The sequence below is a fragment of the Paraburkholderia sp. CNPSo 3274 genome (assembly GCF_024206475.1).
Classification (GTDB): Bacteria; Pseudomonadota; Gammaproteobacteria; order Burkholderiales; family Burkholderiaceae; genus Paraburkholderia.
The window spans coordinates 1-23,172 of the sequence record NZ_JAMBPR010000069.1; the positions used below are offsets into that span (position 1 = coordinate 1).

Here is a 23,172-nt window from a genome sequence, read left to right on the forward strand (position 1 = left end):
GGCATGCCCCGCGCCCGATGTTGCCACGCCGCTTCTGGGCGGCCTGACTCCGGCGCAGTTCATGCGCAAATACTGGCAGAAAAAGCCGCTGTTGATCCGCCAGGCGATTCCCGACGTCGAAGCGCCGCTCTCGCGCGAAGCTCTCTTCGCGCTCGCAGACAGCGACGATGTCGAGTCGCGTCTCATCACACATTTTCGTCGCCGCTGGGCGCTCGAACACGGCCCGTTTTCGCCGGACGAACTGCCCACGCCGAAGACCCGCCAGTGGACACTCCTCGTACAAGGCGCCGACCTGCACGACGACCGCGCGCGTGCCCTGCTCGAGCGCTTTCGCTTCGCGCCGGACGCTCGGCTCGACGACCTCATGATCTCGTACGCATCGGACGGCGGTGGTGTCGGCCCGCACTTCGATTCGTATGATGTCTTCCTGCTGCAGGTGCAGGGCAAGCGCCGCTGGCGCATCGGCGCACAGCGCGACCTGTCGCTGCAGGAAGGCCTGCCGCTCAAGGTTCTCGCGAACTTCCAACCTGAAGAAGAGTGGGTGCTGGAGCCGGGCGACATGCTGTACCTGCCGCCGCACATCGCGCACGACGGCATCGCCGAAGGCGAATGCATGACGTGCTCGATCGGCTTTCGTTCTCCTTCCACGAACGAACTGACGAGCCAGTTTCTTTACTGGCTGGCCGAGCGCGGCGCCGATAACGGCAATGGCAAGCCCACGCTCTATCGCGACCCCGACCAGCCGGCCGTGGCGCATCCGGCGCAGCTTCCTCCGGCACTCGTAGAGCGTGTTGGCGGCGTGCTTGCTAAAGTGCGCTGGAGCGCCGCCGACGTCTCCTCGTTCGTGGGTTCGTGGCTGTCCGAACCGAAAGCCAATGTTGTGTTCGACGCCCCCGCAAAACCGCTCGACGAAACCCGTTTCGTTGCGCAAGCGGCAAAAAACGGGATAACACTCGACCGCAGGACAATCCTGCTTTACGATTCGCGGTCGTATTACCTGAACGGGGAACAGTACTTGCTCAAAGAAGCAAGAAAGTGGCTGCCGGCAATGGCCGACAGGCGCTCTATGGACGGGAAACGCTTTGTAACACTCTCACACGATTCGTGTGTGACAGCGTTGCTACACGAGTGGTATCGTGCGGGCTGGATTCGGACCGGGGTGCTTGCCTAAGCGCTTCGGACTGTTATACCGTACTAAAATAGTGCTTGTATGAGAAAGACAACGTATTGTCCCCGGATTTGTCGACGGTCGATACGAAAGTGCCTATAATTTCCGGCCAGGCCGTAGGGAAGATTCACGCTCTTGCAGTGCGTCTCCACCAGCGGCTCAGGTCGGTGTTGGGGCACATTTACCGGTATTATTTTGCGCTGTTGCTTACCTTTAACCATAAAAGGACGTGATCATGAAGAAATCCCTCCTCGTAGCATCCCTGCTGGCAGCTGTTGCACTCGCTGCGTGCAACAAGAGCAGCGACCAAGCTGCTGCGCCGGCTAGCGATGCTGCTGCTGCTTCGGCACCGGCTGCTGCTGCTTCGGATTCGGCAGCTGCTGCTTCGGGCGCTGCTGCTGCTGCGAGCGACGCTGCTGCTTCGGCTACCGCCGCTGCTTCGGACGCTGGCGCTGCTGCTTCGGACGCAGGCGCTTCGGCTCCGGCTGCTGCTTCGGGCGCAAGCCAGTAAGTTGCGTTCGCGCGACGCTCGCTTGGGACCTCGGTCCCGGTGGGCATCGCAGCGAACCGTCGTACGGTCTGCTGCTTGCGTCAAACGCGCTTCAGACATACGGCGGGCAAGCGAAAAAGCCACGAATTTACGTTCGTGGCTTTTTTGTTATGCGGCGCGCATGAGACTTAACGCGCTTCGCCAGACTCCCCTGCCTCCCCGTTCTTCTCTTCGAAGAACGCCTGCACCACTTCGATCTCCCGGGTCCGCTTGAACGGCGGCAGGCTTTGCCAGATACGTCGTCCATACGGTTTATCGACGAGACGGGTGTCGCAAATCATCAACACGCCGCGGTCGGTTTCCGCGCGAATCAGTCGCCCCGCGCCCTGCTTGAGCGTGATCACTGCCTGCGGGAGCTGGTGGACCGCGAACGGGCTCAGACCTTTCTTCGCCAGCGCATCAAGGCGCGCAGCGAGCACTGGGTCATCGGGCGGCGCGAACGGCAACTTGTCGATGACCACGAGCGAGAGCGCATCGCCGCGCACGTCGACACCTTCCCAGAAGCTCTGGCTGCCCACGAGGATCGCGTTGCCATAGGCCCGGAAGCGCTCGAGCAGTTCCGTGCGGCTCGCGTCGCCCTGCACAAGCAGCGGCGTATTCCAGCCGCGCGCCTCGATCGTGTCGCGCAGCTTCTGCGCAATGCGGTCGACAGCACGCAATGTCGTGCATAGCATGAAGACACCGCCACCCGACGCCTCGATCGCCGGCAGCGCCGCGTCGAACACGGCGTCGGTGAACTGCGGCGAAGACGGCTGCGGCATGTTGCGCGGCACGTAAAGCAGCCCTTGCGTGGGATAGTCGAACGGGCTCGGCAGCGTCATCGAGCGGCGCGAACTCAGGCCCATTTGCGCCGCGTAGTGCGTGAAGTCACCACGCACCGAAAGCGTGGCCGACGTGAAGACCCACGTGCGCGGCACACCGGCGCGCTGCTTGGCGAAGATCGGCGCCACGGAAAGCGGGGTTTCGTGCAACTGCACCGTGTGCGAGAACACCTCGACCCAGCGGACTTTCTCGTCCGCGTCGTCCGGCGCGTGAGCGTTTTCGTCTTGCCCATCCGCATCGGCCTTGCGTGTTTCGCTCGATGGGGCGGCGCCCGGCGGCACGGTCCAGCCCGCGAGGATGCCCTGCAGCTCGCGTGCGCGGCGCAGGCACGCTCCAATCGATTCGGCACGCTCGGCCTGCCCAGCGAGTGCCGTGGCAAGCGCACCCAGTTCGGTCTGCAGCGCGTCGAGCGCATCGAAGAGCGGGTGATCCTCGGGCAACTGCGTGATCGACAGCCGCAGCGAATCTTCCTTGAACGCGAGCCGCACGTCGCGCGCCGCGCGCTCCAGCGCCGCACCGAGCTTGACCCACTCCACCGCGTCGCGCGCATGGCTCAGGCCTTCGGCCACGCAATCGCGCGCGAGCTCGAGGAACTGCGCAGTCGAGAGCGTTTCGCCGAAAAAGAGCGTTGCCGTTTCGGGCAACTGGTGCGCTTCGTCGAAGATGATCGTATTCGCGCTCGGCAGCAGTTCGGCCATGCCGGTGTCGCGCAGCATGATGTCGGCGAAGAACAGATGGTGATTCACGACCACGATGTCGGCCTGCTGCGCCTCGCGACGCGCCTGCATCACGAAGCAGTCCTTGTAATGCGGGCACTCCTGGCCAAGACAGTTATCGCGCGTCGACGTGACCATCGACCACACGGCCGCTGTCTCGGGCACGCTCGCGAGCTCGGCCTTGTCGCCCGAGCGCGTGATCTTCGCGAAGCGCACGATTTCCTGCAGATATGCGGTTTCCTGGCGCGACGGCAGCCGGCCGTTGTCGGCCGTGCGCTGCAGATAGTAGTGGCACAGATAGTTGGCGCGGCCCTTGAGCATCGCCACGCTCACGGGCACCGCCAGGGCATCGCGCACCGTGGGAATGTCGCGCGCGAAGAGCTGGTCCTGCAAATGCTTCGTGCCCGTCGAGACGACCACCTTGCCGCCCCACAGCATGGCCGGCACAAGGTACGCATAGGTCTTGCCAGTGCCCGTGCCTGCCTCGACGATCAGCGTGTTGTCGCCGTTTTCGGCCGCGGCGCGCACCGCTTCCTCGGCGCCGGGCTGCGCCGGCGCCGGCGCACCACGCTCGACCCGCCGCGCCGGGCGCGACTGGAGTTCGAACATCGCGGGGTCGGCCAGAGATTGCGCGGCGGCTTCCATCGCGGCCGCGACCGCGCGAGCCATTTCGATCTGCGCAGCGCGTGGGCGATAGCCGTCGATCTCGCGGGCGAGCAAGCCGTCGGCCGCGAAGAGCTCCTCGAGCTCGGCAGCGCGGCGTGTGCTCAATACGGGTGCAGCGGCTGTTTGCGTCGCACGCGCGTCGGCCTCCGGCGCGCCGCCTTCGCGCGCGGGCCGGGAACGGGAAACGGTCGTTGAATTCAAGGCAAGCGGTTCCTGCTCGGTCCGGAAGGGCGCAACCCGCCGACTGCCGCGCCCCGGCGCCTGCCAGGACCCGGAATCAGGCGTGCCCGTCCGAAGTCTTCGTTGAATCGGGGTCCAGCTGCAGTTGCAGCAGGAGGATGTTGTCCTTGACCTTGAGCTTGCGCTTCTTCAGTCGCTGCAGTTCGAGATCGTCATAGTCCGGGGTGTCGGACATCCTGTCTATCAGGCGGTCCAGATCGCCATGTTCCGATTCCAGTTGCAGAATGCGGTCACGAAGGACCTCGGTCTTGACTTCACGATGCTCGCGCATGCTCGCCTCCTCGACATATGCGGCGCGCGCTTGCGAAGGACGACGCGCCTGAGGTTGCAGTCTGGCTGAAAAGCGTGCTACTCGTGCTACTGGTCCTGCTGTTCTTCCTGCTGCTTTTGCTGTTGCTGCTGCTGTTCTTCTTGTTGCTGCTTTTGCTGCGCCTTCTCGGCCGCCTGTTTCTGACGCTCTTCGACATCGCCCTTATGCTTCGCCGCGTCTTCCTGCTTCTGCTGGTAGCGCTGGGCCTTGTCGGCGCGTTCCTGAGCCTTTTGTTCGCCCTGGCGGCGCGCTTCATCAAGCTGGTTCTGGTAGTTTGCCTGCTTCTGGTCGTACGCCGCCTGGTTCGCATTGCGCTGCGATTGCTCGCCCTGGCGCTGTGCCTGAGCCAGCGCATGCTGCCGCTGCTTTTCCTGATACGCCTGCTCGTTCGCCGCACGCTGCGGCGCCTCGGCCTGGCGCTGCGCCTGATCGAGCGCGTGTTGCTGCTGCTTCTGTTCGTACGCCTGTGCGCTTGCCGTTTCGTTGGCGGCGCGCTGCGGCGCATTGGCTGCGTCCTGCGCGCGTTGCAATGCGGCCTGCTGGTCGCGCTGCTGCGCATGCGCGGCACGTTTTTCGTCGTCGAGCGCCAGTTGCTCGCGGCGGATATCGGCCTGCACGACACGCATCTTGTCGCGCGCCTTGCCGATGCAATGATTCACGAAGAACGTGCTGTAGCAGTTGTGCTGCGCGACTGCATACTGATAGTCGTTCTCCGCGCTACGTCGGTCCAGCACCTGTTGCCGCGCGTCGAAATCGCTCTGCTGCGATTGTGGCGTGCCAGCGCCCCCAGCCGCGTCAGACGCCGCGAACGGCGCGCTGCCCGAAGCCGCCGGCTGCACCGGCGCAGTTGCCGCACCTTGCTGCTGCAGCGGCCCTGACACCCCGACCGCCTGCCCGAGGGCCGGAACGCTTGCACCAAGGCTCAACGCGACGGCACAAATTGCCCCAAGAGCGGGGAACCGCCGAGTGACGCCAACAGGCGTGCAAAACCGGGCAAGGGGCAAATCAGGCGAGAAGCGGGAGGTCGTCAACGTCTTCTGTGGGCAGCGGAACATGGCTGAAATTCTAACACCGCCCGGGTTGAGCGCTCGGCCATTTATGGCAAAATGCCCCGCTCCACCGGCCGGCGGGCGCACCCGGCAACGTGCCTTTTTGCACACTGGGCGCTTCGGGCGCTCGCGCCTGCACCGGCCGCCGGACCGCAAACCGATCCTCGCAGGAATATCCAGACCCTATGACGGAAACCGTAGCACTCAAGATCGTCCAGCGTATCGCCACTGAACTGAGCGTGCAGCCGCGCCAGGTCGCAGCCGCCGTGCAGCTTCTCGACGAAGGCTCGACCGTTCCGTTCATCGCCCGTTACCGCAAGGAAGTCACGGGCAATCTCGACGATACGCAACTGCGTACGCTCGAAGAGCGCCTGCTCTATCTGCGCGAACTCGAAGACCGCCGCGCGACGATCCTCGCGAGCATCGAGCAACAAGGCAAGCTCACCGACGAATTGCGCAGCGCCATCGAAACCGCTGACAGCAAGCAGGTCCTCGAAGACCTCTATCTGCCCTACAAGCCCAAGCGCCGCACGCGCGCGCAGATCGCACGCGAAGCCGGTCTGCAGCCGCTCGCCGATGCGCTACTCGCGAACCCGCTGCTCGACCCGCAAACGGAAGCTGCACAGTACGTGGACGCCGAAAAAGGTGTCGCCGACGTCAAGGCCGCGCTCGACGGCGCGCGCGACATCCTCTCCGAACAGTTCGGCGAAACGGCCGAGCTGCTCGGCAAGCTACGCGACTGGCTGCACAACCAGGGCGTTGTGATGTCGAGCGTGGTCGAGGGCAAGGAAAACGAGGAAGGCGAGAAGTTCCGCGACTACTACGACTATTCCGAGACCATCAAGACCGTGCCGTCGCACCGTGCGCTCGCGCTGTTCCGCGGCCGCAACGCCGGTGTGCTGATGGTCAAGCTCGGCGTCGGCGGCGAGCTGGACACGCAGGTGCCGCATCCGGGCGAAGCGATGATCGCGCGCCACTTCGGCATTGCGAACCAGAATCGCCCGGCCGACAAATGGCTCTCCGATGTCTGCCGCTGGTGCTGGCGCGTGAAGGTGCAGCCGCATATCGAAAACGAGCTGCTCACCAACCTGCGCGAGCAGGCGGAAAATGAAGCGATCCACGTGTTCGCGCGCAATCTCAAGGATCTGCTGCTTGCCGCGCCGGCCGGCCCCAAGGCCGTGATCGGCCTCGATCCGGGCCTGCGCACGGGCGTGAAGGTCGCCGTGGTCGACCGCACGGGCAAGCTGCTCGCCACCGACACGATCTACCCGCACGAGCCGCGCCGCGACTGGGACGGCTCGCTCGCGAAGCTCGCGCGCATCGCCGCGCAGACGCAAGCGGAACTCATCAGCATCGGCAACGGCACGGCCTCGCGTGAAACGGACAAGCTCGCGAGCGAGCTGATCTCGAAGCATCCCGAATTCAAGCTGCAGAAGATCGTGGTTTCCGAAGCCGGCGCGTCGGTTTATTCGGCGTCCGAACTGGCTGCGAAGGAATTCCCCGAGCTCGACGTGTCGCTGCGCGGCGCCGTTTCCATCGCGCGCCGTCTGCAGGACCCGCTCGCCGAACTCGTGAAGATCGAGCCGAAAGCGATTGGCGTGGGCCAGTACCAGCACGACGTGAACCAGCGCGAACTCGCGCGCTCGCTCGACGCCGTGGTCGAGGACTGCGTGAACGCCGTGGGCGTCGATGCGAACACGGCCTCCGTTGCCCTGCTCGCCCGCGTGTCGGGCCTGAACTCGACGCTCGCGCGCAATATCGTCGATTACCGCGATGCGAACGGCCCGTTCCCTTCGCGCGAGCACCTGAAGAAAGTGCCGCGTCTGGGCGACAAGACCTTCGAGCAAGCCGCTGGCTTCCTGCGCATCAACGGCGGTGACAATCCGCTCGATCGCTCGTCGGTGCACCCGGAAGCGTACCCCGTCGTCGAGCGCATGCTCGCGAAGATCAAGCGTACGATCGGCGACGTGCTCGGCAGCCGCGAAGCGCTTTCGGGCCTCGCACCCACCGAGTTCGTGGATGAACGTTTCGGTCTGCCGACGGTGCGCGACATCCTGAGCGAGCTGGAAAAGCCGGGCCGCGATCCGCGCCCCGAGTTCAAGACGGCAACGTTCCGCGATGGCGTCGAGAAAGTGTCCGACCTCGTGCCGGGCATGCTGCTCGAAGGCGTCGTGACGAATGTGGCCGCGTTCGGCGCATTCATCGACGTGGGCGTGCATCAGGACGGGCTCGTGCACGTCTCTGCCATGTCGACGAAGTTCATCAAGGACCCGCACGAAGTCGTGAAGGCCGGTCAGGTCGTGAAGGTGAAGGTACTCGACGTCGACGTGAAGCGTCAGCGCATCGCGCTCACGATGCGTCTGGACGACGACCCCGCAAGCACCGGCGCGCCGCGTAGTGGCGGCAGCGCGGGCCAGCCGGGCAACCGCGACAATCGCGGCGGCGGCAATCGCGATAACCGTGGCGGCCAGCGTTCGCGCGATGCGGAGCCGGCGGGCGCGATGGCGGCGGCATTTGCGAAGCTCAAGCCACGCTGATGTCCGCATGACGCAACGTGGGCCGCAACGGCTCACGTTGCATGCGCAACAAAAAAGGCACCCAGGGTGCCTTTTTTACTGGTCGAAACGACGCGATCAGATCTCGATCTTCGTCCCGAGTTCGACCACGCGGTTCGCGGGAATGCTGAAAAAATCGGTGGGCTTCGCGGCGTTCTGATGCATCCACGCGAACACGCGTTCGCGGAAGATCGACATCCCCGGAAGTTGCGTCGGCACGACCGTCTCGCGCGCGAGGAAGAACGACGTGTCCATCATCTCGAACGTCATGTTGTGTGTGCGCGAAATGTCGTCAAGCACCGCCTGCACGTCGGGCGTTTCGTTGAAGCCGTAATCGGCCTGCACGAGATAGAGCCCGCCGCCGACATCCTTCACCGCCGCGCGCTCTGCGTCCACCACATACGGAATGTCGCGGATCACGAACGTGAGGAAGACCGTGCGTTCGTGCAGCACCTTGTTGTGCTTGAGGTTGTGCAGCAGGCTCACCGGCACGAGCGATTCGCTGCCCGTGAGATAGATCGCCGTGCCGGACACGCGATGCGGCGGGTGCGCGAGCAGCCCCTGCAGGAAGGGCATGAGCGGAATACCGTCGGCGGCCGTGCGCTCCTTCACGATCATGCGACCCTTGAACCAGGTCATCAGCAGGAAGAACAGCAGCGCACCGATGCCGAGCGGCAGCCAGCCACCCTCCTCGACCTTCAGCAGGTTCGCGCCGAAAAAGCCCAGATCGACGGCCAGCAGCACAGCGATGATGCAGGTGACGAGCGCCTTGTTCCACTTCCACACCTTCGTCATCACGACGGCGACGAGCACCGTGGTGATCACCATCGTCGCGGTCACGGCAATACCGTATGCGGCGGCCAGATTGTCCGAACTCTTGAAGGCGACCACGATGCACAGAATGATGAAAAGCAGCATCCAGTTCACGACCGGCACGTAGATCTGGCCGATGGCGAGGTCCGACGTGTGTAGCACCTTCATGCGCGGCACGTAGCCCAGCAGAATGGCCTGACTCGTGAGGGAGTAGGCGCCCGAGATCACGGCCTGCGAAGCGATCACGGTCGCCACCGTGGAAAGCACGACGAGCGGCAGCAATGCCCAATCCGGCGCAAGCAGGAAGAACGGATTTTCGATCGCGCGATGGTCCTGCATCAGCAGCGCACCCTGCCCGAAGTAGTTCAGCACGAGCGAGGGCATCACGAGCACGTACCAGGCGTAGCGAATCGGCTGCGCGCCGAAGTGACCCATGTCGGCGTAGAGCGCTTCCGCGCCGGTCAGCACCAGCACGACCGAGCCGAGCACCACGTAGGCCTGCAGCATATGTGCGCCCATGAAGGCGACCGCATAGTACGGATTGAGCGCGGCGATGACACCCGGCGCCTGCACGATGCGCGAAACGCCAAGCACGCCGATGGTGATGAACCACAGCACCATGATCGGCCCGAACAGGCGCCCGACGAGCGCCGTGCCGTGACGCTGGATCCAGAACAGTGCGACCAGGATCACCATGGTGAATGGCAGCACGAGGTGCGAAAGCTTCGGCGCGGCGATCTCGAGGCCCTCCACCGCCGATATCACCGAGATGGCTGGCGTGATGACCGCGTCGCCGTAAAACATGCACGCGCCGAAGATGCCGAGCGCCGTGAGCAGCGCGGCAGCCTTGCTCTTGCGATTGAACGAGCGCATGGCGAGCGCCATAAGCGCGAGCACGCCGCCCTCGCCGTTGTTGTCGGCACGCATCACAAAAAGGACATATTTGACGCTCACGACGATCACGATCGCCCAGAACAGCAGCGAGATGACGCCGAGGATGGACGTCTCGTTGAGCGGAATGCCGTGTGCCGGGCTGAACGCCTCTTTCAGCGAATACAGCGGGCTCGTGCCGATGTCGCCGAACACCACGCCGATGGCCGCTACGGCGAGAGAAGGTAGCGGCTGTTTGGCCACGTGTGTGCTAGTTGTCATATACGCGGTAATCCGTTGCGAGGCGGAAAAAACGAGCGCTATTCTAAACCGGGCTGCGGCGGAAGCCGAGCGGTCGTCGCGGCACTGCGACATCCTCTTGTCCCCGCGCAGTTTAGCACCGGCCCCAGATGCCGTCTGCCCGCCTGCGCCAGCGCTGGCGAATCGTGGGGCGATGCACAAAAAAAACGGAGCCATGAAGGCTCCGTCGCTGGATCTGGCCGCCGCGGGTTTGGGAACACTGGCGGCGGCACAACCCCTGCATTACTTCTGTGCGTCTTGCGCTTGCTGCAGACCACGCTTGATCCACGCACCGAGATTGTGCGGGCGCACCGTATCCCACTCCTCGAACGGCTGGTGGATCCACGGATTGGTCGGCAAATGCTGGACGAAATAGTCCGGCGTCACCTTCGAGCAGCCCTTGTACCAGAGCACCGCCGAGCGCACGCCGGTCACGGCCGGGTAACGCTCCTTGAGGTGCTCCTGTACGCGTGCGAGCGTGACGCCCGAATCGACGAGATCGTCGACGAGCAGCACGTTGCCCTCCAGGTGACCGCGCGTCATCGTGATGTACTGCGCGATGTCGAGCTCGCCCTGCTCCGTGCCGGCGGCTTCGCGGTACGAACTGGTTGCGAGGATCGCCAGCGGCAGGTCATAGATGCGCGAGAGCTGGTCGCCCACGCGCAGACCGCCGCGTGCGAGGCACAGGATCTGGTCGAACTTCCAGCGCGACTCGTGCACCTTGAGCGCGAGCAGTTCGATCAGCCGGTGATACTCGTCCCAGCCGACCCACAGGTTCTTTTCATCGTTGCGCGGGTCCATCATCTGAATCATTTTTGCTTCTGCCTTCTTGCTACTTAGACCTTGAACGGATGACGCAGCAGGATCGTTTCGTCGCGATCCGGGCCGGTCGAAACCATGTCGATCGGCACACCGGCGACTTCCTGCACGCGCGTGAGATACGCCTGCGCGCTCCTGGGCAGCGCGTCGAACTGCGTGATGCCGATGGTGCTTTCGTTCCAGCCTTCAAACGTCTCATAGACCGGCTCGCACGCGGCCACTTGCGAGGCGCCGCGCGGGAGAATGTCCACGTCCTTGCCGTTCACCTTGTAGCCGACGCAGAGCTTCACTTCGTCGAGACCGTCGAGCACGTCGAGCTTCGTGATGCACAGACCCGTCACGCCGTTGATCTGGATCGAGCGGCGCAGCGCGGCGGCGTCGAGCCAACCGGTGCGGCGCGGACGGCCGGTGACCGAACCGAATTCCTTGCCGACCTTCGCGAGCGTGAGGCCCACTTCTTCCTGGCGATCGGCGTTGTCGGCGTCGTACAGTTCGCTCGGGAACGGGCCCGAACCGACGCGCGTACAGTACGCCTTGGTGATGCCGAGCACGTAGTTGAGCTTTTGCGGGCCCACGCCCGCGCCTGCCGATGCCGCACCCGCGACGCAGTTACTCGACGTGACGAACGGATAGGTGCCGTGATCGATGTCGAGCAGCGTGCCTTGCGCACCTTCGAACAAGAGGTTGCCGCCTTCGTGGTTCACGTCATACAGACGACGCGAAACGTCCGTTACCATCGGCTTCAGACGATCGGCGTACGAGAGCATCGTCTCGAGCGTTTGCTGATAATCGACGGCCGGCGCACCCAGGTACTGCGTGAGCACGAAGTTGTGGTAGTCGAGGTTCTCGCGCAGGCGCTCGGCGAAGGCTTCCGGCTCGAACAGGTCCTGCACGCGCAGACCGCGGCGTGCCACCTTGTCTTCGTATGCCGGACCGATGCCGCGACCCGTCGTACCGATCTTCGCGGCGCCGCGCTTGGCTTCGCGCGCCTGGTCGATAGCGATGTGGTACGGCAGGATGAGCGTGGTGGCTTCGGAGATGAACAGACGCTTCTGGACGTCGATGCCCGCTTCTTCGAGCTCGCCGATTTCCTTGAAGAGCGCTTCGGGCGAAAGCACCACGCCGTTGCCGATGTAGCAGGCGACGCCGGCTCGCATGATGCCCGACGGGATCAGCCGGAGAATGGTCTTCTTGCCGCCGATGATGAGCGTATGGCCGGCGTTGTGACCGCCCTGGAAACGCACCACGCCTTGCGCGTGGTCCGTCAGCCAGTCGACGATCTTGCCCTTGCCCTCATCGCCCCATTGGGTGCCCACGACGACGACATTGCGCCCCGGGGTTACATTCACTGCGCTGGCAGACATGGTGTTTCGTTAGCTGGTTAAAAACGTATTCTACCTGGGTTCAGCGGCAAGGCCGCCTTTTTTTCCCGGGATTCGCGGAATTTCCTTTTGCACTCAATGGCATGCGCGATGCGAAGCGTACTTTGGCGCGCTTGCGCGGCGGCTACCGGGGCGGCGTGAATAGCCGCCCGAGTGCGGTATCAGGCGTGCTTTTCGACGACCCAGACGCCGTCGCGCTCGATGAGCACGCGGTCGCAGGCGAACTCGTCCATGTCGTGCTCGTGGCCCGGCAGCGCCTGAATCACGACCTCGCCTGCATCGCGCAGCGCGGCGACAGCGGTGCGCAGCGCCTCGTCATGGCGCCACGGCGCGAGGATCGCGCTGCTGCGCGCTTCGACCGGTGAAATACGCGCCACTTCGCGCAAATCGAGCGAGAAGCCCGTTGCCGCGCGGGCACGCCCGTAGGCCTCGCCCACCTTGTCGTACCGGCCACCACGGGCCACGGCGTTCGGCACGCCGTCCACGTAGGCCGAGAACATCACGCCGCTGTGGTACGCGTAGCCGCCGAGATCCGCGAGGTCGATCATCAACTCCGCTCCCTCGATCTCACGCACGAGGAACGCGAGGTCGTCGAGCGCGCGAGCGATGCCCGGCAACGCCGGCAGACGCGTGCGCGCCTCGTCGATCACGCTCGCGTCGCCGTAGAGCGACGGCAGCGCGCGCAGGGCGTCGCGCGTGGCGGCACCGAGGTCCTGCGTGAGTTCCGCGAGACGCGGCACGTCCTTGCCGGCGAGCGCTTCATACAATGCATCGCCAAGCGCGGCCGCAGCCGGATCCGCTTCGAAGATCGCCGCGAGCACACCTGCGTGCGAAAGGTCGAGGCGCACCTTGGCGAGGCCCGCGAGACGCAGCGCATCGAGCATCAGCTGCTGGATTTCGAGGTCCGCTTCGAGGCCCGCGTGACCATAGATTTCCGCGCCGGTCTGGATCTGTTCGCGCGTGGCGTGCAGACCGCGCGGCAGCGTGTGCAGCACGTTGCCCGCGTAGCACAGGCGCGTCACGCCCTGGCGGTTCAAGAGGTGCGCGTCGATGCGCGCGACCTGCGGCGTCATGTCGGCGCGCAGGCCGAGTGTGCGGCCCGAGAGCTGATCGACGAGCTTGAACGTGCGCAGGTTCAGGTCGCGCCCGCTGCCCACGAGCAGCGACTCGAGATATTCGAGCAACGGCGGCATGACCATTTCGTAGCCATAGGTGCGAAAACGGTCCAGCAGGCGGCGGCGCAGCTCTTCGATCTTGCGCGCTTCGGACGGCAGCACGTCCGCAATATTCTCGGGGAGTAACCAGGTCGACATCGGTTGAGTCCTACCACAATGAGGGCCGCGCGCGGCGAAACGCCACGCGGCCCGATAATTCGGAATCCGTCAAAAAACGCCAATCGCACACCGCATCTGAAGACAGCGACGGCACCAGGCCGTCAGGTCGCCAGCATCAGCAGGACGAGGCCGAGCCCCATCACGATGAGCCCGCCAATCCTGATGTGATGCGGCGGCCGTTCCGCGATTTTACGGAATGTGTCGCGCCACGCCGTCGGAAAGACGAACGGGAACATGCCCTCGATAATCAGCATCAGCGCGATCGCGAGCAAGAGGGAGCCAGCTATGTCCATGCGAAGAAATACGCCGCGCAGTGCGCGGCGCGTGTGTCTCGTTTTGTCTAGTGTTTGCGCGGGGTGGCCGAAGCCGGAGTGTTATCTCCGCCATTCGCGCCGCCGTTCGGACCACGCATGAAGCGGAAGAAGTCGCTCGACGAATCGACCACGATGACGTCGCCGGGCCGGAAGCTCTCGCGGTACGCGAGCATGCTCTGATAGAACCGGTAGAAGTCCGGGTCGCGCCCGAACGCCTCGGCGGCAATCGCGGCGGCCCGGCCGTCGCCCTCGCCCTTGATCGCTTGCGCCTGGGCATAGGCATCGGCCAGCACGCCCTGCTGCTTGCGCCCCGCGTCGTCCTTGATCTGCTGCGCTTCGGCCGCGCCCTTCTCGCGAATCTCGGCAGCGGCCTGCTCGCGCGCGGCGCTCATGCGCTTGAAGACCGTCTGCGCCAGCTCCGGCGGGTAATCGACGCGCGTGAGTTCGATTGCGATCACGTCGATGCCGAGCGGCGCCGCGGTTTGCCTCAGCGCATCGCGCGCGCCGTTGGCGATGGCTTCCTGCTGCGCCAGCGCTTCGGTGAGCGTAACTTTCGAGATCGCGTCGCCGAGCGCGTCGCGTGACAGCGAGGCGAGACGGTCGGAAAGCGTCTGCGCATCGCCCTTCGTGGCCGCGAAGAGCTTGAGCGGATCGGAAATGCGATAACGCACCACCGGGTTCACGAGCAGCTCGGTCTTGTCCGAGGTCGTGTAGCGGTCGGCGTCGGGCGCATCGAACGCCTGAATGCGCGTGTCGATGAACGTGACGGTCTGGAACGGCGGCGGCAGCTTTACATGCAGCCCGGGACCGGCGAGCGTGGCATTGGCCCCGCCCGACGAAGAAATGATGGCGACGTGGCGCGGATCGACCATGAAAACGGCCGACGACGCAACCAGCACGACAACCACGACGGCAACGACGAGCGCAATGATCTTGTTCATATCGGCGCGCCCCTTATTGCACGTCGCTTTCGCGGCCGCGCGAGCGGAACGCATCGCGCGAACGGAAGGCGTCGCTCGCGGCGGCTGCCGCATCGCTAGCCGTGGTTGCGGGAGCCGCGCCCGGCTGCTGGGCGCCCTGCTGTTGCGCGCCCGGTTGTACGCCCGGTTGCGCGCCTTGCTGTGAGTCGCTGCCGGCTGCCGGCGCGGAAGCCGCATTGGCGTCCGAAGCCGCGCCTGCCGTTGCCGCCGTTGCCGCACCAGCGCCTGAGGCCGAGGCCGCAGCCGCGCCCGTTGCGCCCGCCGCCACGGCGGCGCGCTGCCGTGTCATGTCGACGAGCTTGTCGAGCGGCAGATAAATCACGTTGTTGCCCGACTTGCTGTCGACGAACACTTTCGTCGCATTCGAATAGATGTGTTGCATCGTCTCGAGATACATACGCTCGCGGATCACCGCCGGCGCCTTCGCATATTGTTCGTAGACCTGCGTGAACCGTTGTGCGTCGCCTTGCGCCTGCGAAACCACGCGTTCGCTGTACGCCTTGGCTTCGTCGACGAGACGCGCCGCGTCGGTCTGCGCGCGCGGCAGCAGCTGGTCGGCATAGGCCTGCGCGTCGCGCGTCGCGCGGTCGCGGTCCTGGCGCGCCTTGGCTTCGTCGTCGAGCGCAGCCTGCACCTGATCAGGCGCCGAGACGCTCTGGATCGCGACGCCGGTCACGCCGAGGCCTGTCTTGTACTCGTCGAGCGCGTGCTGGATCGTGTCGGCAAGCTGGGCGCGAATCGGCTCGCGGTCCGCGTAAAGCATGTCATTCGTGCTGCGCGCGCCCACCACGGTGCGCACCGCCGCCTGCGCGGCCTGCGTGACGGTGAGGTCGGGATCGACGCTGAGGAACAGATAGTCGGTTGGCTGCTTGACCTGGTACTGCACGGTAAAGCGCACGTTGAGAATGTCGCCGTCGTGCGTGATGACCGCGGCGTCCTTCACGTTTGCCGGACGCACGAGGTTGCTGCGGCCGATCTCGACGGTGCGGATCTGCCCGACATTGACGATTTCGTGAGTCTGGAATGGATACGGCATGCGCCAGTGCACGCCCTGGCCTACCGTGTGGCGATACTGGCCGAACTGCAGCACGACGCCGGCCTGCCCTTCCTGAACGACGAACACGCCGCTGCCCACGTAGATCGCGATGAGCACGCCGAGCACGATGCCCACGCCGATACGCGCGCCATGGCCATTGTCCGGGCGCGGCCCGAAGCCGCCCGGGCCCTTGCCCTTGCGACCGAAGAAAGCGGAGACGCGGCGGTTGAAGTCGCGCCACATTTGGTCGAGATCCGGCGGACCGTCGCCCTTGTCGCCGTTGCCACCCTTGTTGCCGTTATTGCCCGGCGGGCGGCGCCCGTCGTCAGAACGCTGGCCATTGTCGTCGCCTCGACCCCAACGCGGGTCGTTCAGCGAGAAAATGGCGCGCGCGCGCTGCCAGCCAGTCCGCTTGTTGTAATCGTTCACCTGTGTTCGTTCACCAGAGTAGACAGCGGGTCAATTGCGTGCGGATTCCATCGGAGCCGCTGGGCCGGCCTTGCGTGCAAGACAATGCCGGGCGCGCTTCAGCGCTCGTGTTCGGGTTCCCAGCGAGGTTCTTCCTGCACCGCGCTCCAGTCTGCGGCCAGGGACTGCGACGCATCGGCAAGCGGCTCGGCAGTCGCGATTTCGGCGATGGCGGAGCGCAGCGCATCCAGTCCGACACCTGTGCGCGCGCTCAAAAAGACGCGCGAAATATTACCATATTCATCACGCTCGACCGTTCCGCCGCGGGCCGCCAGTTCCGGCACGGCGTCGACCTTGTTGATGACCAGCACCTGGCGGATCGTGTCCGCGCCGATATCGTGCAGCACCCCGTTCACCTGATCGATCTGATCGAGGCGCACGGTGCTCGACGCGTCCACCACGTGCAGCAGCAGGTCGGCCTGAACCGTCTCCTGCAGCGTTGCGCGAAACGCGGCGACGAGCTGGTGAGGCAACTCGCGGATGAACCCGACCGTATCAGACAGCACGATCTGCCCCACTGCGTCACCGAGCCAGACGCGCCGCGAGGTTGTGTCGAGCGTCGCGAACAGCTGATCGGCGGCGTAGGCCTGCGCCTTCGTGAGCGCATTGAAGAGCGTGGACTTGCCGGCGTTCGTATAGCCCACGAGCGACACCGACATGGTGCGGTTGCGTTCGCGCTGACGCCGTTGCGTGCCGTGCTGGCGACGCAGCTTCGCAAGCTTGCCTTGCAGCATCTTGATGCGCTCGCCGATGAGCCGGCGGTCGGTTTCGAGCTGCGTTTCACCCGGGCCACGCAGGCCGATACCGCCCTTCTGGCGCTCGAGGTGAGTCCAGGCGCGCACGAGGCGCGTGGCTAGATATTGCAGCTGCGCGAGCTCGACCTGCAGCTTGCCTTCGTGGCTGCGAGCGCGCTGGGCGAAGATGTCGAGGATGAGGCTCGTGCGGTCGACCACGCGGCGATTGAGCGCGCGTTCCAGATTACGTTGCTGGGCGGGCGACAGCGCGTGATTGAAGATGACGATTTCGATGTCGTTCGCTTCACAGGCGAGACGCAGTTCCTCGGCCTTGCCGCTGCCTATGAACATGGCGGCGTCGGGGCTGGAGCGGCGCCCGGTGAGCGTGACAGCGGGAGTGGCGCCCGCGCTTTTGGCGAGCAGGCTGAGTTCTTCGAGACTGGCTTCGAAGTCGGTCTTGCCGAAGTCGATGCCGACGAGTGCGGCGTTGATCAAATTAGAGGATGTCAAAATGAAAGCGGCCGGACCAGAGCAGCCTGCGAGGCGCCCCGGGCCGGCCGCGTCATGGGTCAGGACGCTTCCGTATCCGGGTGGAAGTTCACCGGACGGGCCGGAACCACCGTGGAGATGGCGTGCTTGTAAACCATTTGCGTAACCGTATTACGGAGCAACACGACGTACTGGTCGAACGATTCGATGTTCCCTTGAAGCTTGATGCCGTTGACCAGATAGATCGAAACAGGCACGTGCTCCTTGCGCAGCGCGTTCAGAAACGGGTCTTGTAACAATTGCCCTTTGTTGCTCATAGCAAACTCCGTATTTTTTTGCAGGTTTAACTTACATCGGGGTGAAGAAAAAGAAATCCACCACCAATCGCTACACTATAGCCGATTCTCGTTCCCCCGCGCGGTTCCTGGCGGTTCGGCCAGGAGGCCTTTGCGGGCTAGCGAACGCTATTCAGCAACAGCCTCGTTATTTTTCCGTATAGGGATTCGTCGAGGAGCGAAACTCTATGCGCAATGGAGTGCCGGTAAGCGAGAAAGTTTCCCGGAAACGGTTCTCCAGATAGCGCTTGTAGGTCTCCGTCACGGCGTCGAGTGCGTTGCCGTGAATGACGATAATGGGCGGGTTCTGTCCCCCCTGGTGCGCGTAGCGCAGCTTCGGACGCACCGGGCCGCGGCGACGCGGCTGCTGGAACTCCACGGCTTCGATGAGTGCACGCGTGAGCTTCGGCGTGGGCAGTTTCGCCATGGCGGCGGCATAGGCGTCGTCCACCGAGCGCATCAGCGGGCCGATGCCGAACTTCTCAGTCGCCGAGATGAAGCGCATTTCCGCGAAGTCGAGGAACTTCAGCTTGCGCTGCAGATGGTGCTTGGTACGCTCGCGCGCGTGGTCGTCCATGCCGTCCCACTTGTTCACGCCCACCACGAGCGCGCGGCCCTGTTCCACCACGAAGCCCGCGATATGTGCGTCCTGATCCGAGATTTCCTGCTGCGCATCGAGCAGCAGAATGACCACGTTAGCGTCGGCGATCGACTGCAGCGTCTTCACCACCGAGAACTTCTCGATCGCTTCGAACACCTTGCCGCGGCGGCGCAGACCCGCGGTGTCGATCAGCGTGTACTTCTTGCCGTTGCGCTCGAAATCCACGTAGATCGAATCGCGCGTCGTGCCCGGCATGTCGAATGCGATCACGCGGTCTTCGCCGATCAGCGTGTTGACGAGCGTCGACTTGCCCACGTTCGGGCGGCCGACGATCGCGATCTTGACGCCGTGCTTCGCGGCGTCCTCTTCGCTTTCCTCGGGCTGATCGGCGTACGCCTTTTCAAGCGCCTCGTTGATCATTTCCGTCACGCCGTCGCCGTGCGCCGCGGAAATTGCGCGCGGGTCGCCGAGGCCGAGTTCATAGAAGTCGGCGGCGACGGCGCTGTACTTCATGCCCTCGGCCTTGTTGACGACGAGGTAGATCGGCCGGCCGGTCTTGCGCAGGTAGTCGGCGATGTGCTTGTCCTGGGGTGCCAGGCCATTGCGGCCGTCGCAGATGAACACGACGATATCGGCCTCTTCGACGGCCTGGCGCGTCTGGCGCGCCATCTCGTGCAGGATGCCGTCCTTGGCGACCGGCTCGAAGCCGCCGGTGTCGACCACGAGATACGGGCGATCCCCCGTGCGCCCTTCACCGTAGTGACGGTCGCGCGTGAGGCCAGGCAGGTCGGCCACCAGCGCATCGCGCGAACGCGTGAGCCGGTTGAACAGCGTGGATTTCCCCACATTGGGGCGCCCGACGAGGGCGATTACGGGTTTCATCTGATCTTTTCTACAGTAAGGCACAGCGCCGGAGAGTCCGGCGCGCTGCGCGGCAAGCCCCGCGCCTGCGGGGCTGCTTCAGTTGCAAATTATCACGAATTTCACGAGCGGGGCCGCGGCCCCGCGCCGAAAGCGCAGCGCGACCGGGGCTGGACACCACGCAAGCGCCTGGTGGCGGCAACGGTGAACGGCGGGGTCGTGTGCGCCGCCATCCCAAAATGCGCATGGCCGGCTTGAGCCGGCCAGCGGCGAGGCGTCGGAACTTGCCGGCTCCAGCGCCTCATGCCTCTGCATGCATCGCAGCGCCGCGCGTGAGGCGCGGCCGACTGCTTTTGCTTGCAGCGTGAATGTCTTGCCTGGCACGCCGGCCCCGCAGGCCGGCGCGATGCGCAATCGCGGCGAGCGCCCGAGGGAGCCGCCGCAGATCGCGCTTAGTGCGGACGCAGACCGTACAGGTCGCCGTCCTTCGTCAGCACGACCAGCGTGTTGCCGGCGAGCACCGGCGCGGCCGCAATCGGGCTCCCGTCGGTCTTCACGCGCGAGACGAAGCTGCCGTCGTCGAGCGAGAGGAAATGCACGTAGCCCTGATAGTCGCCGAGCACGACCGCGTGGCCCAGCAACGCGGGCACGCTCACGTCGCGGCTCTTGAGCTTTTCGTTCGTCCAGGTCGGCTCGCCCGTCGAGACGCTGAATGCCTTCACGACCGACCAGTCGTCGCCGCCCACCACCGTGGATTCATCCTGAGCGATGCCGCTCGTGCTCGAGAACGGCTTTTGCCACATCGGACGACCCGAATTGGCGTCGAAGCAGCCAAGCTGACCCTGGAACGTGACCGCGCAGGTCGTAGCGCCTACCAGCGTGGGCGGACCGCTCACGTCGTTGATGCGCTCGACTTCCGTCACGCCCTTCGGGTACGAAACCGGCGTCTCCCAGAAGGCGTCGCCGCTCTGCACGTTGATCGCCGCGAACGAGCCGCCCGGAAAACCGGCCAGCACGGCCTGATCGCCCGCGAACGTCATGCCCGCCGAAACGCGCAGGTTCAGCGGCACGGCGCGGTTGCGGTAGAGCCACTTCTGCTCGCCCGTCTGAGCGTTGAAGGCGACGATCTGGCCGTCGATCGTGCGTACGATCACGAGGCCATTGCCGACAAGCGGCGGCGAGATGATCTCGCCCGGCGCCTTGGCCTGCCACGAGAGCTTGCCATTCGAGTCGAGCACGTAGACGTCGCCCTTCAGGCCGCCGACGGCCGTGAAATTACCGTCGCTGCCCACGCCCGCCGAGAGGTCGTCCTTGAGCTTGGTGCGCCAGACGTCCTTACCCGACGCGGCGTCGATCTTGGCGACCGAGCCGTTCTCGCCCGCTGCGTAGACCATGTCGCCCACGGCGACCGGCGCGAACAGATAACGGCCGGCCTTGCCGACACTCGAACTCCACACCTGCTGGACATCCAGCGCCGGCTTGAATTCGGTCAGCGGCACCGGCACGCGGCGCACGTCTTTCGTCGATGAGCAGGCTGCGAGAGCCAGGACGGTCATCGCGAGAGCGACGGGCACAACGGTTCGTTTCAGCAGATTCATCGGTGAACGACGCATGAATGAAGTTGGTTTGAATGGTTTCGCAATGCCGCGCGCACGCTGCACACGCTTCGCAATGTAGCTGGCAACTTAGCCGCCGAGCGCATCCAGCTTGAACTGGATCAGCTGACGCTCGGAAGCGTCGCTCTTCGGCAGGCTGTCGAGGGCCAGCTTGTAGGCCGCGCGCGCGTCGTCGCGCTTGCCGGCCGCGGCCAGCAGATCGCCGCGACCATCGGCCACGACGCCCTTGAACGGACCCGAATCGGGTTGCGGAATCAGCGCGAGGCCCTGATCGTAGGCCTTTTCGTCGAGCAGAAGCGAAGCGAGACGCAGCTTCGCGACCTGGCGGAATTCGTCGTCCTTCGCGTGGTCGGCGGCCCATTGCAGCTGCGACTTCGCGCCGGCCGTGTCGCCCGCCATATAGAGCGCCTTGGCCACGCCGAGCGCTGTCATCTGCGCGTACGCCGTGCCGCCGAAGCGATCTTCCATGTCGGATGCCACGCGCGTGAGCATGGCCTTGTCGCTGCTGTTCGCGGCCTGCTGCACCTGGTCGTACAGCACGGCGGCTTCAGCGGTCTGGCGGCGCTGCCAGAAGTTCCAGCCGTTCCACGCTGCGAGCGCGAGCAGAACGATCAGCACAACCCACGTAGTGGCGTTACCCCACTGCCCCCACCATGCCTTGAAGCTTTCGATCGATTCCTGTTCGTCGTGGTAACTCATCGCGTAGCGATTCCTCGTTTATTCTGTAGCCTGTTTTCGAATGCGCAGCGACCCGAGCAGCCCCACCGGGGCGGCCCCACCTAGGCGGCCCCACCTAGGCGGCCCCATCAATCGTCGCCGTCTTCGGCGGATGCAACCATCGCATTGATCAGATATTCGGTCAAGTCCTCAAGCGCTACCGTTTGTTGCTCGCTGCGGGCCTCCGCGGCCGTGCCGCGCAGTGCCTTCACACCGGCCTCGCCTCTCGCCACTTCGTCCTCGCCAAGCACCACGGCAAAGGCCGCGCCGCTTGCATCCGCGCGCTTCATCTGCGACTTGAAGCTCGCGCTCTGACCGTCGGCGCTGCAATGCAAAATAACGTCGAGGCCCGTATCGCGCAGACGCTCCGCCACGATGAATGCCTTCTCGCGCGCGGCTTCGCCCTGGTGGACAACGTAGACATCGCAACCATCTTCTTCCGGCACGAGGTCTTCTTCCTTGAGCAGTTCGAGAATGCGCTCGATGCCCATGGCCCAGCCGCACGCCGCCGTCGGCTTGCCGCCCAGTTGCTCGATCAGCGGATCGTAACGGCCGCCCGCCGCAACGGTGCCCTGCGCGCCGAGCTTGTCGGTCACCCACTCGAACACGGTCAGATTGTAGTAATCGAGACCGCGCACGAGACGCGGGTTGATCTTGAACGGAATGTTGTTCGACTTGAGAATGCGCTGCAGCGCTTCGAAGTGCGCGCGCGAGTCCTCGCCGAGGAAGTCGATCAGCTTCGGCGCCTTGTCCGCGATCTCCTGCAGCGCGGGATTCTTCGTGTCGAGCACGCGCAGCGGGTTCGTGTAGAGGCGGCGCTTGCCGTCTTCGTCGAGCAGATCGACGTGCTGCTCGAGATACTTGATCAGCTCGACGCGATGCGCCGCACGCTCTTCGGCCACGCCGAGCGAGTTGATCTCGAGCTTGATGCCGGTGAGGCCGAGATCGTCCCAGAGGCGTTGGCACATCAGGATGATTTCAGCGTCCGCATCGGGGCCCGCGAAACCGAGCGCCTCGACGCCCACCTGATGGAACTGGCGATAGCGGCCGCGCTGCGGACGCTCGTGACGGAACATCGGGCCGATGTACCACAGGCGCTTCGGACCGTCGTAGAGCATGTTGTGCTCGATCGACGCCCGCACGGCCGCCGCCGTGCCTTCCGGGCGCAGCGTGAGGTTCTCGCCGTTGAGCGCGTCGGTGAAGCTGTACATCTCCTTCTCGACGATGTCGGTCACTTCGCCGATGCCGCGCGTGAAGAGTTGCGTATGCTCGACGATCGGCGTGCGGATATTTTGATAGCCGTACGAACGAAGCAGCGACTTCACCGTGGATTCAAAGAATTCCCACAGCCCCGCCTCCTGCGGCAGGATGTCGTTCATGCCCTTTACGCCTGTGAGCTTTTCGGGCTTGCGTTTTTGTTCAGTCAT

The 23,172-nt window shown here is 64.7% G+C and carries 19 protein-coding genes; 3 read left to right on the forward strand and 16 right to left on the reverse strand.

Going from position 1 to position 23,172, the window contains the following annotated elements:
- Both M3I54_RS34015 and M3I54_RS34020 read left to right on the forward strand, forming a co-directional pair.
- Positions 1 to 1,171, forward strand: a 1,171-nt coding sequence (locus M3I54_RS34015; protein WP_254343753.1) for a cupin domain-containing protein, incomplete at its 5' end; no start/stop codon positions are given.
- Positions 1,172 to 1,403: 232 nt separating this feature from the next.
- Entirely contained in the window at positions 1,404 to 1,679 is a 276-nt protein-coding gene (locus tag M3I54_RS34020) for a hypothetical protein (protein ID WP_081771656.1), read from the forward strand.
- A 167-nt stretch (positions 1,680 to 1,846) separates the two neighbouring features.
- On the opposite strand, the gene M3I54_RS34025 is transcribed toward M3I54_RS34020, so the two are convergent.
- The 3 genes from M3I54_RS34025 to M3I54_RS34035 form a co-directional block, all read right to left on the reverse strand.
- Entirely contained in the window at positions 1,847 to 4,123 is a 2,277-nt protein-coding gene (locus M3I54_RS34025) for an ATP-dependent DNA helicase (protein ID WP_254343754.1), read from the reverse strand.
- A gap of 76 nt (positions 4,124 to 4,199) precedes the next feature.
- The gene (locus M3I54_RS34030; RefSeq protein WP_028204122.1) at positions 4,200 to 4,433 is read right to left on the reverse strand and encodes a DUF465 domain-containing protein; all 234 of its coding nucleotides are present in this window, start codon (positions 4,431 to 4,433) and stop codon (positions 4,200 to 4,202) included.
- Between the two features lie 86 nt (positions 4,434 to 4,519).
- Positions 4,520 to 5,527, reverse strand: coding sequence for a colicin transporter (locus M3I54_RS34035; protein ID WP_254343756.1), 1,008 nt, complete (start codon positions 5,525 to 5,527; stop codon positions 4,520 to 4,522).
- 179 nt (positions 5,528 to 5,706) lie between these two features.
- Here M3I54_RS34035 and M3I54_RS34040 point away from each other — a divergent pair, with 179 nt between their 5' ends.
- A complete protein-coding gene (locus M3I54_RS34040; protein ID WP_254343758.1) occupies positions 5,707 to 8,058 on the forward strand; it encodes a Tex family protein in 2,352 nt (783 codons plus the stop codon).
- A 96-nt stretch (positions 8,059 to 8,154) separates the two neighbouring features.
- On the opposite strand, the gene M3I54_RS34045 is transcribed toward M3I54_RS34040, so the two are convergent.
- The 13 genes from M3I54_RS34045 to hisS form a co-directional block, all read right to left on the reverse strand.
- The gene (locus M3I54_RS34045) at positions 8,155 to 10,041 is read right to left on the reverse strand and encodes a potassium transporter Kup (RefSeq protein ID WP_254343760.1); all 1,887 of its coding nucleotides are present in this window, start codon (positions 10,039 to 10,041) and stop codon (positions 8,155 to 8,157) included.
- Positions 10,042 to 10,302: 261 nt separating this feature from the next.
- Positions 10,303 to 10,872 carry a phosphoribosyltransferase gene (locus tag M3I54_RS34050; RefSeq protein ID WP_201697216.1) on the reverse strand — a complete coding sequence of 190 codons (570 nt, stop codon included), beginning with the start codon at positions 10,870 to 10,872 and terminating at the stop codon, positions 10,303 to 10,305.
- Between the two features lie 23 nt (positions 10,873 to 10,895).
- Positions 10,896 to 12,242 (reverse strand): adenylosuccinate synthase, encoded by a 1,347-nt coding sequence (locus M3I54_RS34055; protein ID WP_254343761.1) that lies wholly within the window; start codon positions 12,240 to 12,242, stop codon positions 10,896 to 10,898.
- A 179-nt stretch (positions 12,243 to 12,421) separates the two neighbouring features.
- Positions 12,422 to 13,573 carry an ATP phosphoribosyltransferase regulatory subunit gene (locus tag M3I54_RS34060; protein ID WP_254343762.1) on the reverse strand — a complete coding sequence of 384 codons (1,152 nt, stop codon included), beginning with the start codon at positions 13,571 to 13,573 and terminating at the stop codon, positions 12,422 to 12,424.
- 122 nt (positions 13,574 to 13,695) lie between these two features.
- Positions 13,696 to 13,887, reverse strand: coding sequence for a DUF2065 domain-containing protein (locus M3I54_RS34065; RefSeq protein WP_028210024.1), 192 nt, complete (start codon positions 13,885 to 13,887; stop codon positions 13,696 to 13,698).
- 47 nt (positions 13,888 to 13,934) lie between these two features.
- Positions 13,935 to 14,849 (reverse strand): protease modulator HflC, encoded by a 915-nt coding sequence (hflC, locus tag M3I54_RS34070; RefSeq protein ID WP_254343763.1) that lies wholly within the window; start codon positions 14,847 to 14,849, stop codon positions 13,935 to 13,937.
- Positions 14,850 to 14,862: 13 nt separating this feature from the next.
- Positions 14,863 to 16,353 (reverse strand): FtsH protease activity modulator HflK, encoded by a 1,491-nt coding sequence (hflK, locus tag M3I54_RS34075; RefSeq protein ID WP_254343764.1) that lies wholly within the window; start codon positions 16,351 to 16,353, stop codon positions 14,863 to 14,865.
- 98 nt (positions 16,354 to 16,451) lie between these two features.
- A complete protein-coding gene (gene hflX, locus M3I54_RS34080) occupies positions 16,452 to 17,636 on the reverse strand; it encodes a GTPase HflX (RefSeq protein WP_254343765.1) in 1,185 nt (394 codons plus the stop codon).
- A 59-nt stretch (positions 17,637 to 17,695) separates the two neighbouring features.
- Positions 17,696 to 17,932, reverse strand: coding sequence for an RNA chaperone Hfq (gene hfq, locus M3I54_RS34085; RefSeq protein ID WP_027793540.1), 237 nt, complete (start codon positions 17,930 to 17,932; stop codon positions 17,696 to 17,698).
- Between the two features lie 166 nt (positions 17,933 to 18,098).
- Complete coding sequence (gene der, locus M3I54_RS34090; protein WP_254343766.1) at positions 18,099 to 19,433, reverse strand: ribosome biogenesis GTPase Der; 1,335 nt, start codon at positions 19,431 to 19,433, stop codon at positions 18,099 to 18,101.
- A 431-nt stretch (positions 19,434 to 19,864) separates the two neighbouring features.
- Positions 19,865 to 21,010, reverse strand: a complete 1,146-nt coding sequence (gene bamB / locus M3I54_RS34095) for an outer membrane protein assembly factor BamB (RefSeq protein WP_254343767.1) — start codon at positions 21,008 to 21,010, stop codon at positions 19,865 to 19,867.
- Between the two features lie 87 nt (positions 21,011 to 21,097).
- Entirely contained in the window at positions 21,098 to 21,727 is a 630-nt protein-coding gene (locus M3I54_RS34100) for a tetratricopeptide repeat protein (protein ID WP_254343768.1), read from the reverse strand.
- Between the two features lie 107 nt (positions 21,728 to 21,834).
- Positions 21,835 to 23,172, reverse strand: a complete 1,338-nt coding sequence (hisS, locus tag M3I54_RS34105; RefSeq protein ID WP_254343769.1) for a histidine--tRNA ligase — start codon at positions 23,170 to 23,172, stop codon at positions 21,835 to 21,837.